This window comes from Luteimonas marina (genome assembly GCF_007859325.1).
In the GTDB taxonomy this organism is placed as follows: Bacteria; Pseudomonadota; Gammaproteobacteria; order Xanthomonadales; family Xanthomonadaceae; genus Luteimonas; species Luteimonas marina.
The window spans coordinates 222,830-237,978 of the sequence record NZ_VOHK01000001.1 but is presented as its reverse complement, the minus strand read 5'-3'; the positions used below and the strand labels follow the sequence as shown (position 1 = coordinate 237,978).

The window sequence follows — 15,149 nt, the reverse complement described above, 5'->3', positions numbered from 1 at the left end:
CCGGAGAACGACATGCGTCCCCTGCAAGCCTCCCTGATCGCGACCGCCCTGGTCGGCGCCCTGCTCCTGTCGCAGCTGAAGATCGATGCCGACGCCGGCGCGCCGGCCAAGCCGGAGGCGCCGCCCGCGACGGTCAGCGTCGCGCCCGCCGTCGGCACCGAATTCCTCCCCTGGCACTGGTCCCCGGGCAGCGTCGTCAGCCGGAGCGACTCGCGCGTCTCCGGCGACGCAGCCGGGCTGGTGGTGCGGATCGCCGAGGTGGGCGACGAGGTGCGCGCCGGCCAAGCCATCGCCGTGCTCGACGACACCGCGCTGCGGCTCGAGGAACGCGAGAGCCGGGCCGTGGTCGCACGCGTGCAGGCGCAGCTGGAACTGGCGCAGGCGCAGGAGCGCCGCTTCGCCACGCTCTCGGCGCAGCGCAGCGTCGCCCGCGCGCAGTACGAGCAGCAGCGGGCCGATCGCGACGTGCTGGCGCAGGACCTCGCGCAGGCGCGCGCGCAACTCGCACGCACGAGCCACCAGCGCGAGCGGATGGTGGTGCGCGCGCCGTTCGACGGCATCATCGCCGAACGCCTGGTGCAGCCGGGCGAATACCTGCAGCCGGGCGAAGCGGTCGCGCGTCTGGTCGACACGGCCGCGCGCGAAGTCCGCACGCACGCGCCGGTGGCGCTGGCGCAGCACGTCGCACCGGGCGCCGCCGTCCGCATCCGCTCCGGCGGAACCGAACGCGAGGCGGTCGTGACCGCACTGGTGCCGGTCGGAGACGAGGCCTCGCGCCAGCTCGAACTGCGCGTCGCCATCGACCAGGACACCCTGCCCGTCGGCACCGCGGTGACCGTCGGCATGCCCGGTGCGCAAACGCGCGCGGTGGTGGCGGTGCCGCGCGATGCGCTGGTGCTGCGTCGCGAGGGCGATTTCGTGGTGCGCGTGGACGCCGCCGACCGGGCCGAACGCCTGCCGGTGCAGGCCGGCGACGAGTTCGACGGCATGGTCGAGGTGACCGGCGGCATCGCGCCGGGCGATCGCCTGGTCGTGCGCGGCGCGGAGCGCGTCGAGCCGGGACAGGCGCTGAGCATCCAGCCGCTCACGGAACCCCTGGCCATGCGCTGACGTTCCCTGGGCTGCGCCCCGCCCCGCCTGCGGTCAGATCCTGGACACGCTCCAGGACACCATCCTGCCGTCGCGATACGGCATCACGCCGTGGAAGGCGCGCGGGTCGTCGTCGAACACCAGCGGCAGGAAGTGGCGGTCGCCGTCCCACAGCGGCAGGTCGAGGATGCGGTCGACGTCGACCCACTCCAGCGTGCCTTCCGGGTTCGAGGCGAACGGCGTGCCGTCGTAGCCGGTGACCACGAACACGAAGCCCAGCCAGTCCTCGCCGTGCTTGCCGAAGCCGGGCCAGCTGATGGTGCCGCGCAGCGCCATCGCCCCGCAGGTGATGCCGGCTTCCTCGAGGATCTCGCGGCGCATGCCGGCGACCACGTCCTCGTCCGGCTCGAGCTTGCCGCCGAGGCCGTTGTACTTGCCTAGGTGATGGTCGCCGGGGCGCGCGTTGCGGTGGATCATCAGGACCCGGCGGCGGTCCGGCGACAGCACGTAGCCGAGGGTGGCGACGATGGGGGTGTAGGGCATCGGGCAGTGCAGGTGCGGGAAACGCACATTCTAGGCGAGGGGGTCGCCGCTCGCGGGGCCGTGTGCATTCCGCCGCCCCCGGCTGTCATTTCGACCGAAGGGAGAAATCTGCTTCTTGTTCCAGCCGGGAAGACAAGCAGATTTCTCCCTTCGGTCGAAATGACAGCGTGAAAGGTCGCCGGACGAGGCGCGGCGGAACGATTGCCGGCTAGAGCCGGCTCGCCAGCATCCGGTCCAGCACCGACTTCAGCGCCAGCGGGCGCACCGGCTTCTGCAGCAGGGACAGGTCGTGTTCGAGCGCGGCTCGGCGCACGTCGCCGCTGTCGTCGGCGCTGAGGATCAGGGTCGGGCGCTCGCCGAACGCCGCCGACAGCCGCGCGTGCAGCGCGACGCCGGTGTCGCCGTCGTCGAGGTGGTAGTCGAACAGCCACAGCGCGGCCGGCGCGCGCCGCAGGATCGCTTCGGCGCCGGCGCCGTCGGCCGCCGCTTCGACCTCGCAGCCCCAGCCTTCCAGCAGCACGCGCAGGGCCGCGAGCGCGCCGGGATCGTTGTCGACCAGCAGCAGGCGCGTGCCCGCGAGCACGGGCTTGCCGCCGCCGGCGACCGGTCGCGCCTGCACTGCCGCGCGCGGCAGCCGCAGCGAGAACACGGTTCCGCAGCCCGGCCGGCTGCGCAAGCCGAGCGGCGCCGACATCAGCCGCGCGATGCGATCCGCGATCGCCAGCCCCAGGCCAAGGCCCTGCCCCGGCACGCCGTCGCCGCGCCGGAACTCCTCGAAGATCAGCGCCTGCTGCGAGGGATCGATGCCGGGGCCGGTGTCGTGCACCTCGATGCGCAGGCCGTCGCCGTCGCGGCGCACGCCCAGCAGCACGCCGCCGGTCCGGGTATAGCGCACCGCATTGGCGAGGAAGTTCTGCAGCACGCGCCGCAGCAACTGCGGGTCGCCGTGCGCCCAGGCCATGGTCGGCACGTGGCGGAACGCCAGCCCCTGTTCCGTGGCCAGCGCGCGGAACTCCGAAGCCAGCGGATCGAGCACCTCGGCCAGCGGGAAATCGCGTGGCTGCGGCACCAGCCCGCCCGCCTCCAGCCGCGACATGTCGAACAGGCCGGTCAGCAGGTCGGTGGTCGAATCCAGCGCGCCGCGCACCTGCTGCAGCGCCGGCCGGCGCGCGTCGTCGAGCTGCCTGGCCAGCGAGTCGGTGAACAGCTGCGCGGCGTGCAGCGGCTGCAGCAGGTCGTGGCCGACCGCGGCGAGGAAGCGGCTCTTGGCGTCGTTCGCGCGCTCGGCCTCGCGCCGCGCCTGGTCGAGGCTGTCGGTGCGCTCGGCGACGCGATGCTCCAGGGTTTCGTTGCTGCGCTTGAGTTCGGCCTCGGTGTCGCGGAACGCGGTGACGTCGGTGAAGGTGGCGACGAAGCCGCCGCTGGGCATCGGATTGCCGCGGATTTCGACCACGGTGCCGTCCGGGAACCGGCGCTCGGTCACGTAGGGCGTGCCTGCGCGCATGTGCCGCAGCCGTCGGTCCGCTTCGCGATCGATGTCGACCGGGCCGACCAGCCCGCCGCGCAGGTTGTGCCGCAGCAGCCGCTCCACCGGCAGGCCGACGCGCAGCAGCTCCGGCGGATAATCGAACAGTTCGGCGTAGCGCCGGTTCCAGGCGACCAGGCGCAGTTCGCTGTCGACCACGCTGATGCCCTGGCTCATGTTCTCGAGCGCGGCCTCCAGCAGGCGCTGGTTGAAGCGCAGGTCCTGCGAGGCCTCGCCGACGATCGCGGCGACGGTGTCGAGGTCCGGCCCGGCGTCGCGGCGCGCGGCGTCGAGCAGCAGGCGCGCCGAGGCGCTGCCCAGCACCGCGGCCAGTTCGCGCTCCAGGCCCAGTTCGGTGGCCGCCGGAACCGGCCCGTTCGCGGGCGCGCCGCGCAGCAGTTCGTCGACGCGCTGCGCCGGCAGGAAGCGGCGGCCGGCGTTGCGCAGCGTACGCAGGTCCGAACCCCGCGCCTCGCTGCGATGCGGCGTGCTGCGCAGCCCCGCCGCCAGCAGGGTGACCGCGGTGCCGACGAACAGGCTCACGCCGACGGCGCGACCGAGCCGGCTCCAGCCGGTCAGGCCGAACAGGGATTCCGGCGCCAGCCACGACTGGCCCCACGGCCCTGACTGCAGCCACGCCTGCCCGGGTTCGAGCATCGGCGGCAGCGTCACCCAGGCCCAGGCGCCGAAGCCCGCCAGCACGCCCAGCACCGCCGCGCGCGCCGGCGTCTGCGGCCGCCACACCGCGAACGCCAGCGCCGGCGCCAGCGTCGCCAGCGCCGAGAACGACACCGCGCCGACGTCGGCCAGCGCCTCGTTGCCGCCGACCAGCCGGCTGTAGGCCCAGCCCAGCAGCATGATCGCGACGATGCCGCCGCGGCGCAGCGCCAGCAGCGCGCCGCGATGGTCGTCGGCCTGCCCGCGCGACCACGCGCCACGCAGCAGGCCCGGCGCGAACCAGTGGTTGCCGATCATCAGGCTCAGCGTCAGCGTGCTGACGATGACCATGCCGGTGGCCGCACTGAGGCCGCCGAGGAACACCAGCAGCGCGATGCCGTCGTTGCCGGCGGCCAGCGGCAGCGCCAGCGCATACATGTCCGAGGGCACGCGATCGCCGAGCAGCGCCGCGCCCGCGCGCGCCAGCGGCAGCCCGGGGATCGCGATCAGCAGCAGGTACAGCGGGAACAGCCAGCGCGCGGTGCGGACGTCGCGGTCGTCGCGGCACTCGACCACGCCGACATGGAACTGGTGCGGCATGATGAACATCGCCAGCGCGCCCAGCAGCACCAGCGGCATGAAGCCGCCGGCGGAGGTCGCCACGGGCGGTGGCGCATCGATCGTCGGCAGTCCCTTCAGCCCGAACCAGACGAACGCGCCCAGCGCCAGCATCGCCACCAGCTTGAACAGCGACTCGAACGCGATCGCCAGCACCAGCCCCGGGTTGTGCTCGGTGGCGCTGGCGCGGCGGGTGCCGAACAGCATCGCGAACAGCGCCATCGCCAGCGCCACGTAGAACGCGCCGTCGCGCCACGGCGGCGGCGGCGCGTCGCCCGCGTGCACGGCGCCGGCGGTCAGCGTGGCGAAGCTCTGGGTGATCGCCTGCAGCTGCAGCGCGATGTACGGGATCAGCCCGAGCGCGGCGACCAGGGTCACCGTCGCCGCCAGCCACGGATCCTTGCCCAACCGCGTGGCGATCAGGTCCGCCAGCGAGGTCGCGTTGCTCTCGCGCGCCAGCCGCACCAGCCGGATCATGAAGAACACCGCCAGGGCGTAGAACGCGATCGCGCCGACGAAGGTCGGCGGCAGCGGCCAGCCGTAGCGCGCGGCCTGGGTGACCGTGCCGTAGAAGGTCCACGAGGTGCAGTGCACCGCCAGCGACAGCGCGTAGACGTGGCGCCAGTGGCGCGCCAGCACGCCGGAGTGGCGCTCGGCGTAGACCGCGGTGGCGAACAGCAGCGCCAGCCACAGCGCGGCCGCCGCGACGACGGCGCCGATGCTCAGCATCGCGGCCGGCCCTGCCCTTGCGCGATCATGTCGCCGGTCGCTGCTGCGTCGTCATCTGCGGGAGCATAGGGAACCACCGGACGACTGTCATGCATCCTGCGCTGCGTCCCGGCTTTGCCCGGGAACGAAACAGCATGGGGTCGTCATCCCCGCGAAGGCGGGGACCCAGTGTCTTTGCGTTCCGTCGGGTTGAAGACGCTGGATCCCCGCCTTCGCGGGGATGACGAAGTTTTTTGCCCAGCAACCGCGAAAAAACGCGACGGGCTGCGGACGAATCCGCGGCCCGGCTGCGGGGGCGGCCGGCGGCCGCCCCGACTGGAACCCCGCTCAGAAATCGTAGCGGGCGGTGAGGCTGTACTGGCGAGGCGGGCCGTAGAAGCCGGTCAGGATGCCCAGCGCGGCGATGTTGTAGCCGGTGGTGCGGTATTCCTTGTCGGCCAGGTTGGTGCCCTGCAGCGAGAACGACCAGGCGTCGTTCATGCGCCAGATCACGCCGGCGTTGACCAGCCCGTAGCCGTCCTGCTTGATGTCCTCGGACAGGTCGGTGGTCGGGTAGACCTCGCTCTGGTAGGCGTAGCTGACGCGGGCCGAGAGGTTGCCGCCGTTGGCCAGGTCGGTGCGCCATTCGACGTTCACCGCGCCCGAGAATTCCGGCGCGTTGGTGAACACCTGGCTGTCGGCGACGTTCGTGCCCGCGCTGATGAACTCGTCGTACTTGGCGTCGAGCCACGCGAGGTTGCCGCTGATCAGCCAGTGTTCGGTCGGCAGCCACTGGTATTCCACCTCGACGCCGTTCACCGTGCCCTTGCCGGCGTTGGTGAAGTCGCCGAGGAAGGCATCGTCGACGCCATCGCCGTTCGAATCGTATCCGGTGAACACCGACAGCTGGATGTCGTCGTACTTGTTGTGGAACGCGGCGAGGTTCAGGAACAGGCGCTGGTCCAGCAGGCCCAGCTTGGCGCCGATCTCGAAGCTGTCGACCGACTCGTCGTCGAACGGCAGCAGCGTGTGCGGCACCGCGCTGTTGGCGCGGATGTTGTAGCCGCCCGACTTGAAGCCGCGCGAGGCCAGGCCGTAGACCAGCACGTCGTCGTTCACCTGGTAGCCCAGCGAGATCTTCGGCGAGACGTTGCTGAAGTTGACGGTCTTGTCGAAATCCGCCGGGACGGCGATCACCGTGTCGAAGTCCGCGCTCGAATACGCGCGGTTCAGCACGACCGCGTGCTTGTCCTCGTCGGTGTAGCGCGCGCCGAGATCGAGCTTGAACCTGTCGGTCAGGTCGATCGTCCAGTCGGTGTAGAGCGACAGGCTTTCGGTGTAGACCGTGCCGCGGGTGTCGCCGAACGAGGCATTCAGGAAGTTGTTCAGCACCTGCCCGCCGGCCTCGCCGTCGAAGGCGTAGAGGCCGACCACGCCGCGCACGCGCCCGCCGGCGTCGTAGTTGACCTGGAACTCGTTGCTGACCTGTTCGTCGCTGTAGAACGCGAGCACGTCGACGATGCGGTTGGGCAGCATGTCGAAGTCGATGTTGGTCTCGGTGTCGGACTCGCGCTTGGCGACCACGTACTTCAGCGCCCAGTCCTCGTTCACGCGCCAGTTGACGGTCGCGGACATGCCGAGCATCGAGGTGTCGTTGACGTTGGGCATGCCGCTGCGGATGTCGTAGCGGTTGTCCAGCGGCTGCTGGCCGAAGCCGCGGCCCGGGTCGATGACGTAGTCCAGCGGGTTGGGGGCGAGCATCTTGCCGCCGCGCACGCCGGACTGGTCGTCCATCCAGTCGATCGCGAACTGGATGTCGAGGTCGTCGTTGACGTAGGCGCCGAGCTGGGCGCGCGCGGCCAGGATCTCCTTGTCGCTGACCTGCTGGCCGCTGTGCAGGTTCTCGCCGTAGCCGTCGCGGTTGAGGCTGGCCACCGACACCCGGGCGCGCAGCGCCTCGCTGCCGCCGATCGGCCCGCCGATCGCGGCCTTCACGTCAAGCTGGCTGTGGTTGCCGACCGTGACCGAGGCGAAGCCGTCGGTCTGCTTCGGCAGGCCGCGCGAGATGTACTTGATCGCGCCGCCGATGGTGTTCTTGCCGTACAGCGTGCCCTGCGGGCCGCGCAGCACTTCGATCCGCTCGACGTCGAACACGTCGAGCAGCGCGCCCTGCGGGCGGGCGATGTAGACGTCGTCGAGGTAGATGCCCACGCCCGGGTCCACACCCCACAGCGGATCGGCCTGGCCGATGCCGCGGATGTAGGCGGTCACCGTGCTGCTGGAACCGCGCGCCGCGTACACCGTCAGGTTCGGCACCTGGGCGCCGAGGTCGCCGAGGTCCTGGACGTTGAGCTTCTCCAGCGTTTCGGGGGTGAACGCCGTCACCGCCACCGGCACCTCCTGCAGCGTCTCCTCGCGCTTGCGCGCGGTGACCGTGATCGTGTCGAGGCTGGTCGTGCTGGACGGATTCGCCGGCGCCGGCTCGGACGCGTCCTGCGCGAACGCGGCGGGCGCGGCCATGCCCAGGGCGATGGCCAGGCTCAGGCTGCTGTATTTCAGGTTGCGGTGCTTCATCGACGGCCCCTCCCACGGGATGCATGGCGCGTGGCCGGCTGGCCACATGGCGAGGGAGGTTAAGGAGTCGTCAAACCGGGTGGCATCGTACCTTCGGACAATGGGCCGCCGCCGCCGCCGTCCGGACACTGTCCGCCGGTTTCGGGCGCCGACGCGCCGAAGGGCTCGTGAATGGATTTCCTGATCGTCCTGGCGGCGCTGTGCTTCCTGATGTTCGTCGCCTACCGCGGCTACAGCGTGATCCTGTTCGCACCGATCGCGGCCCTGGGCGCGGTGCTGCTGACCGATGCCTCGCTGGTGGCGCCGATGTTCACCGGCCTGTTCATGGACAAGATGGTCGGCTTCCTGAAGCTGTACTTCCCGGTGTTCCTGCTGGGCGCGGTGTTCGGCAAGCTGATCGAGATCTCCGGCTTCTCCAAGTCGATCGTCGCCGCCACCATCCGCGTGGTCGGCGCGCAGCGGGCGATGCTGGCGATCGTGCTGGTCTGCGCACTGCTGACCTACGGCGGCGTGTCGCTGTTCGTGGTGGTGTTCGCGGTGTATCCGTTCGCGGCCGAGCTGTTCCGCCAGGGCAACATCCCCAAGCGCCTGATCCCCGGCACGATCGCGCTGGGCGCCTTCACCTTCACCATGGACGCCCTGCCCGGCACGCCGCAGATCCAGAACATCATCCCGACCGCGTTCTTCGGCACCAATGCCTGGGCCGCGCCGGTGCTGGGCACGATCGGCGGCGTGTTCATCCTGGTCGTCGGCATGAGCTACCTCGAATGGCGCCGGCGCGTCGCGCAGCGCGCCGGCGAAGGCTACGGCGACCCGGCGACCCTGCTCAACGAACCCGCGCCCTTCGCCGGCGACCGGCTGGCGAACCCGCTGGTGTCGCTGCTGCCGCTGGTGCTGGTCGGCGTGAGCAACCTGCTGTTCACGCGCTGGATCCCGAAGGCCTACGGCGCGACCCACGAGTTCGTGCCGGCGGTGGTCGGCAACGCCGCGCCGGTGGTGCAGGAGGTGCCGAAGATCGCCGCGATCTGGGCGGTCCAGGGTGCGCTGCTGGTCGGCATCGCCACGATCCTCGTGTTCGCCTGGAAGCCGGTGTTCGCGAGCTTCGCCGAAGGCACGAAGAGCGCCATCGGCGGCGCCCTGCTCGCCTCGATGAACACCGCGTCCGAGTACGGCTTCGGCGCGGTGATCGCGGCGCTGCCGGGCTTCCTGATCGTCGCCAACGCGCTGGGCGCGATCCCGAACCCGCTGGTCAACGAGGCGGTGACCGTCACCGCGCTGGCCGGCATCACCGGCTCGGCCTCCGGCGGCATGAGCATCGCGCTGGCGGCGATGGCCGACACCTTCATCGCCAACGCGGAAGCCGCGGGCATCCCGATGGACGTGCTGCACCGCGTCGCCTCGATGGCCTCGGGCGGCATGGACACCCTGCCCCACAACGGCGCGGTCATCACCCTGCTCGCGGTCACCGGCCTGACCCACCGCCAGTCCTACAAGGACGTCTTCGCGATCACCCTGATCAAGACCGCGGCGGTGTTCGTGATCATCGGCGTGTTCTACGCGACCGGGCTGGTCTGAGGGCGGCAGGTTCCCGGAGGGTTCGGCTGCCCCCGAAGCCCCGGCATCGTCATCCCCGCGAAGGCGGGGACCCAGTGTCTTTCCCCTGAAGCCAGAAGGGATCCCCGCCTCCGCGGAGATGACGGCCGTGCGGCACATCACCCGCGGCCACGCCCGCGTTTCCCCATACGCCACCGTGCGTATTGACCAACGCTCGCGGACTTTGGATTGTGGGCGCGGTCACATCCCCGCCCGACGCCAGCCCGATACTCTCTCCCGCAGGGGACCACCCAGGATATCGCCATGCACCCAGGCCTTTCCCAGGCGGAGCGCGCCATGCTCGACCGCGCGCAGCGCCAGCGGTACAAGCTTGCCCGCGCGCCGCGCTTCCAGCCGCTGCCGAAAGACCACCAGGCCGCCGCGAGCGGGCCACTGCCCGAGAAGTCGTCCCAGCGGCGACTGCTGACGCTGGCCAAGCCGCCGTTCGCGGTGCGGGTCCTCAACAACCTCAGCTACGGCGCGACGCCGGCATCGATCGCCGAGTTCAACGCGCTGGGCAGCAGCGACCTCGCGCGCCTGACCGCCTGGGTCGACCGGCAGCTCGATCCTTCCACGATCGACGACGGCGCCGTCGCCACCCGGCTCGCCGACGCCGAATACTCCACGCTCGACAAGACGCTCCAACAGCAATGGTCCGAGCACGTGCGCGCCGACGTCGAATGGGCGGTGCGCATGCGTCCGGGCTGGGAAGTCCAGCGCGCGGCCCTGGTGCGCGCGGTCTTCTCGAAACGGCAGCTGTTCGAGGTCGTCAACACGTTCTGGCACGACCACTTCAACGTGATGCTGAGTGACTACGACTGCTGCCCGGTCTACGTCCACTACGATCGCGACGTGATCCGGGCCAACGCGTTAGGCAACTTCCGCACCATGCTCGAGGCGGTCGCCAGGAGCACGGCGATGATGACCTATCTCGACAACAAGTCGAACCGCCGCTCCGGCCCGAACGAGAACTTCGCGCGCGAGCTGCTGGAACTGCACACCTTCGGTGCGGAGAACTACCTGGGCTTCATGGACCCCTTCGACGTCCCGCCCTGCCCGGAGGATCCCGGCTATCCGATCGGCTACACCGACATCGACGTCTACGAGACCGCCGCCGCGTTCACCGGCTGGACGATCAACAACAACCACTGGGAGTTCACCCACGCCGACAAGGACAACGGCGCCTTCTACTACCACTCCGACTGGCACGACTCGGGGCCCAAGTTCGTCCTCGGCACCTTCATCTATCCCGAGCGCCCGGCGCTGCAGGACGGCCGCGACATCCTCGACCGCATCGCCAGCCACCCGCGCGTGGCGAAGTTCATCTGCAGGAAGCTGATCCGCCGCTTCTTCACCGACGATCCGCCGCAGGACCTGGTCGACAGCGCCGCCGCGATCTTCCGCGCGAACTGGCGGGCACCCGACCAGATCAAGCGCACCCTGCGCCACATCCTGCTCTCCGACGTCGCCCAGCACACCTGGGGCCGAAAGAACCGGCGTCCGTTCGAGGCCGTCGCCGCGGCGCTGCGCGCGCTCGGCAGCGAATGGACCTACCGGCTCAACGAAAACCGCAGCGACGACCTCAACTGGCGCCTGGGCTTCACCGGCCACCAGCCCTACGACTGGCCGGCGCCGAACGGCTATCCCGACATCGCCACGGCGTGGTCCGGCGCCAGCAGCTACGGCATGACCTGGAAGATCTTGAACTGGATCACCGAGACCAACAACGTCGCCGGCGACGGCAAGCTGCTGCCGATCCTCGACATCACCCGGGCCGGCGTTCCCGTCGCACAGTGGACGGCCAACAGGCTGGTCGACTTCTGGTGCAGGCGCATCCTCGGCTATCTGCCCAAGTCCTCGCGCGTCACCGTGCTGCGCAACTTCCTGGCGCAGAACGGCGATCCCGCGACCTACGTCATCGAGGACACCAACACCTGGTCGCAGAACGACTTCAAGCGCCACTACAACCACGAGCGGATCCGCAGCATGGTCTCGCTGATCCTGATGTCTCCCGAATTCCTGAGCCGTTGAGGACGAGATCATGAAGAGGATCGAACTCGATCGCCGCGAATTCCTCAAGGGCTGCTGCGCCACCGCTGCGGTCGGCGCCGTCGGCCCGTCGCTGTTCTTCGGCAGCGCCGCGCACGCCGCGGCCAACAGCTACGACACCATCGTCCACGTCTTCCTGCGCGGCGGCATCGACGGGCTCAACCTCGTCCTGCCGGTGTCCGGGAACGACCGCAGCTTCTACGAGCAGGCGCGCCCGGACATCCGGGTCCCGGTCAGCGGCGACAACGCCGCCCTGCCGCTGACCCTGTCGAACGGGTCCGCGACCGGCTTCGGCCTGCACTCGGGCGCGAGCGGCCTGCGCGACATCTGGGTCGACGGCAAGCTGGCGATCGTGCACTGCTGCGGCATGCAGACCACGGTCACGCGCAGCCATTTCGACGCCCAGCAGTACCTCGATTTCGGCACGCCGGGCAGCAAGGGCAACGGCACCGGCTGGCTCGCGCGGGCCTGGAACACGCAGCCCGGCGCCTCGCCGTCGGTGGTGATGCCGGCGCTGGCGGTGAACAGCCGCATGCCGGCGAACCTGCTCGGCGCCACCCAGGCGCTGACGATGGGCAGCCCGAACGACTTCGTGCTCAACAACGGCTCCTGGGCCTGGCAGATGGCGCGCGATGGCTCGCCCGTGGGCTTCAAGGGCGTCAACGAGACGCTCGCCAGCATGTGGCAGGGCAACGTCGGCATCGAGCACAGCGGCCGCGCCGCGGATGCCGCGCTGCGCACGGTGGCAAGGCAGCCCTATACGGGCACCCTGCCCTCGGGGTGGCCAACGACGACCTTCGCCCGCCAGCTGTGGACGGTCGCCCAGTCGATCCGTTTCGACCTCGGCCTGCGCTACGCCGCGGTCGATGTCGGCGGCTGGGACACGCACGAAAGCCAGGGCAACGGCGGCGGCGGCTACTACCGCGACCGGATCGCGGAACTGTCCCAGGCGCTCGCCGCCTTCTACGCCGATCTCACCGCCGGCGGCGAGATGGCGCGCGTGACCGTGGTGGTGCAGTCCGAGTTCGGCCGTCGCGTGCGCGAGAACGGCAGCGGCGGCACCGACCACGGCTACGGCAATCCGCTGCTGGTCCTCGGCGGCCCGGTGAACGGGCGGCGCTTCTACGGCAGCTGGCTGGGACTGAACCCGGAGATCCTGTCGCCCTACTTCGGCGACGTGCCGGTGACCACGGACTTCCGCCGCGTGATCACCGAACTGCTGCAGGCGCGCATGGGACACACCCGCACCGCCGAGGTGTTTCCCGGATACACCGGCTACAGCGCGCTCGGCATGTTCACCGCCGCCGGCGCCACGGCGCAGGCCCAGCCCGCGCAGCAGGCCGCGGCGCAGGCGCCGGTCAGCAATATCCGTACACAGTCGGCACCGGCGGCGACGGCGAGCGCCGGCAACGTGATCCCGGACGCACCGATCCGGCGCCAGCGCGGCACGGTGCGGATGCCTGCCAGGATCTCGCAGCCGCTGCTGCGGCTGCGGCTGAAGCTGTTCCGGCTGATGCAGCAGCACAGTCTGTAGCCGGGGGGGCGTCCCGGGGGCGCCCCGCTCGCGAAGACCCAAAAGAAAACGGGCCGAAGCCCGTTTCCTTCAAAGCAACCGACAGCGTCGCGCGAATCACTCCGCGGCCACGCCCTCGCCTTCCTCGACGGCCTTCATCGACAGGCGGATGCGGCCCTGCTTGTCGACTTCCAGCACCTTGACCTTGACCACGTCGCCTTCCTTGAGCTTGTCGCCGACGCGCTCGACGCGCTCGTTGGAGATCTGCGAGACGTGCACCAGGCCGTCCTTGCCCGGCAGGATGGTGACGAACGCGCCGAAGTCCATGATCTTGGCGACCTTGCCCTCGTAGATCCGGCCCGGCTCGACGTCGGACGTGATCTGCTCGATGCGGTCCTTCGCGGCCTGCGCCGCGGCGGCGTTGATCGAGGCGATGACGATGGTGCCGTCGTCCTGGATGTCGATCTGGGTGCCGGTTTCCTTGGTGATCGCCTGGATCGTCGAGCCGCCCTTGCCGATCACCTCGCGGATCTTGTCGGGGTGGATCTTGATCGTCAGCAGGCGCGGCGCGTACTCGCTCAGCTCGGTGCGCGCGACGGACAGCGCGTTGCTCATCTCATTGAGGATGTGCAGGCGGCCCTGCTTGGCCTGGGCCAGCGCGACCTTCATGATCTCCTCGGTGATGCCCTGGATCTTGATGTCCATCTGCAGCGCCGAGATGCCGTTGGTGGTGCCGGCGACCTTGAAGTCCATGTCGCCGAGGTGATCCTCGTCGCCGAGGATGTCCGACAGCACGACGAAGTCGTCGCCTTCCTTGACCAGGCCCATCGCGATGCCGGCGACCGGCGCCTTGATCGGCACGCCCGCGTCCATCAGCGCCAGCGAGGAGCCGCAGACCGAGGCCATCGACGAGGAACCGTTCGACTCGGTGATCTCCGACACGACGCGGATCGTGTACGGGAACTCCTCCATCGTCGGCATCACCGCCAGCACGCCGCGCTTGGCGAGGCGGCCGTGGCCGATCTCGCGGCGCTTCGGGCCCATCATGCGGCCGGCTTCACCCACCGAGTACGGGGGGAAGTTGTAGTGGAACAGGAAGTGTTCCTTGTACTCGCCGGCGACGGCGTCGATGATCTGGCCGTCGCGCGCGGTGCCCAGCGTGACCGCCACGATCGCCTGCGTCTCGCCGCGGGTGAACAGCGACGAGCCGTGCACGCGCGGCAGGATGCCGACCTTCGAGGCGATCGGGCGCACGGTGTCGAGCGCGCGGCCGTCGATGCGGACCTTGGTCTTGAGGACCGAGTTGCGCATCGTCTGGTATTCCTGCTCGCCGAATTCCTTCGACAGTTCGCCGCTGGACCAGGCATTGGCCTCGGCCTGCGGCGCCAGCGCTTCGAGGATCGCCTTCTTGACGGTCGAGATGGCGTCCTTGCGCTCGAGCTTGTCGCGCACCTGGAAGGCGCTGGCCAGCTGCTCGCCGACGGCGGTGCGGATGGCGGAAATCAGGCCTTCGTTGGCGGCCGGCGGCTGCCAGTCCCACTTCGGCTTGCCGGCTTCGGCAACCAGTTCGTTGATCGCGGCGATCGCGACCTGCATCTGCTGGTGGCCGAACATCACCGCGCCCAGCATCACGTCCTCGGACAGCTCGCGCGCCTCGGACTCGACCATCAGCACGGCGGCGGCGGTACCGGCGACCACCAGCTCCAGGTCCGAATCCTTCAGCTCGCTGACGGTCGGGTTGAGCAGGTACTGGCCGTCCTTGTAGCCGACCTTCGCCGCGCCGATCGGGCCGTCGAACGGCGCGCCCGACAGCGACAGCGCGGCGGAGGCGCCAATCAGCGCGAGGATGTCGCCGTCGACCTCGGGGTTCATCGACATCACGGTGGCGATGATCTGCACTTCGTTGCGGAAGCCGTCGGGGAACAGCGGGCGGATCGGGCGGTCGATCAGGCGCGAGATCAGCGTCTCCTTCTCGGTCGCGCGGCCTTCACGCTTGAAGAAGCCGCCCGGGATGCGGCCGCCGGCGTAGAACTTTTCCTGGTAGTCCACGGTCAGCGGGAAGAAGTCCTGCCCTTCGCGCGCGGTCTTGTTGGCCACCGCGCTCACGAGCAGGACGGTGCCTTCGCACGACACCATCACGGCGCCGCCTGCCTGGCGCGCGATCTCGCCGGTCTCGAGGGTCACGGCCTGGTTGCCGTACTGGAAGGTCTTGGTCACTTTTGCCACGTTGGAGGTCCTTGGGTCTGGATCGATGAACCGGACGGGGCCCATGCCCCGGAC

8 protein-coding genes are annotated in these 15,149 nt (G+C 70.0%); 4 read left to right on the top strand and 4 right to left on the bottom strand.

Features of this window, described 5'->3' with window-relative positions; translation table 11 throughout:
• The first annotated feature begins 12 nt into the window (after positions 1-12).
• A complete protein-coding gene (locus tag FQY83_RS01080; protein WP_146384318.1) occupies positions 13-1,110 on the top strand; it encodes an efflux RND transporter periplasmic adaptor subunit in 1,098 nt (365 codons plus the stop codon).
• 33 nt (positions 1,111-1,143) lie between these two features.
• Here the strand turns inward: FQY83_RS01080 and FQY83_RS01075 are convergent, their stop codons facing one another.
• From FQY83_RS01075 to FQY83_RS01065, 3 genes are all read right to left on the bottom strand, one after another.
• Positions 1,144-1,632 carry an NUDIX hydrolase gene (locus tag FQY83_RS01075; protein WP_146384316.1) on the bottom strand — a complete coding sequence of 163 codons (489 nt, stop codon included), beginning with the start codon at positions 1,630-1,632 and terminating at the stop codon, positions 1,144-1,146.
• A gap of 208 nt (positions 1,633-1,840) precedes the next feature.
• Positions 1,841-5,161 carry a hybrid sensor histidine kinase/response regulator gene (locus tag FQY83_RS01070; protein ID WP_146384314.1) on the bottom strand — a complete coding sequence of 1,107 codons (3,321 nt, stop codon included), beginning with the start codon at positions 5,159-5,161 and terminating at the stop codon, positions 1,841-1,843.
• A gap of 327 nt (positions 5,162-5,488) precedes the next feature.
• Complete coding sequence (locus FQY83_RS01065; protein WP_146384312.1) at positions 5,489-7,714, bottom strand: TonB-dependent receptor; 2,226 nt, start codon at positions 7,712-7,714, stop codon at positions 5,489-5,491.
• 171 nt (positions 7,715-7,885) lie between these two features.
• On the opposite strand from FQY83_RS01065, the gene FQY83_RS01060 reads away from it, so the two are divergent.
• The 3 genes from FQY83_RS01060 (at position 7,886) to FQY83_RS01050 (ending at position 12,890) form a co-directional block, all read left to right on the top strand.
• A complete protein-coding gene (locus FQY83_RS01060) occupies positions 7,886-9,289 on the top strand; it encodes a GntP family permease (RefSeq protein WP_146384310.1) in 1,404 nt (467 codons plus the stop codon).
• A gap of 282 nt (positions 9,290-9,571) precedes the next feature.
• Entirely contained in the window at positions 9,572-11,338 is a 1,767-nt protein-coding gene (locus FQY83_RS01055; RefSeq protein WP_146384308.1) for a DUF1800 domain-containing protein, read from the top strand.
• Positions 11,339-11,348: 10 nt separating this feature from the next.
• A complete protein-coding gene (locus FQY83_RS01050; RefSeq protein ID WP_146384306.1) occupies positions 11,349-12,890 on the top strand; it encodes a DUF1501 domain-containing protein in 1,542 nt (513 codons plus the stop codon).
• 96 nt (positions 12,891-12,986) lie between these two features.
• On the opposite strand, the gene pnp is transcribed toward FQY83_RS01050, so the two are convergent.
• A complete protein-coding gene (pnp, locus tag FQY83_RS01045) occupies positions 12,987-15,095 on the bottom strand; it encodes a polyribonucleotide nucleotidyltransferase (protein WP_146384304.1) in 2,109 nt (702 codons plus the stop codon).
• Between the last annotated feature and the right edge of the window lie 54 nt (positions 15,096-15,149).

What these genes read in the sequence shown, in the direction of transcription:
- FQY83_RS01060 (WP_146384310.1), top strand. Translation starts at nt 7,886, where the DNA reads ATGGATTTCCTGATCGTCCTGGCGGCGCTGTGCTTCCTGATGTTCGTC.
- FQY83_RS01075 (WP_146384316.1), bottom strand. Translation starts at nt 1,632, where the DNA reads ATGCCCTACACCCCCATCGTCGCCACCCTCGGCTACGTGCTGTCGCCG.
- FQY83_RS01055 (WP_146384308.1), top strand. Translation starts at nt 9,572, where the DNA reads ATGCACCCAGGCCTTTCCCAGGCGGAGCGCGCCATGCTCGACCGCGCG.
- FQY83_RS01070 (WP_146384314.1), bottom strand. Translation starts at nt 5,161, where the DNA reads ATGCTGAGCATCGGCGCCGTCGTCGCGGCGGCCGCGCTGTGGCTGGCG.
- FQY83_RS01080 (WP_146384318.1), top strand. Translation starts at nt 13, where the DNA reads ATGCGTCCCCTGCAAGCCTCCCTGATCGCGACCGCCCTGGTCGGCGCC.
- FQY83_RS01050 (WP_146384306.1), top strand. Translation starts at nt 11,349, where the DNA reads ATGAAGAGGATCGAACTCGATCGCCGCGAATTCCTCAAGGGCTGCTGC.
- FQY83_RS01065 (WP_146384312.1), bottom strand. Translation starts at nt 7,714, where the DNA reads ATGAAGCACCGCAACCTGAAATACAGCAGCCTGAGCCTGGCCATCGCC.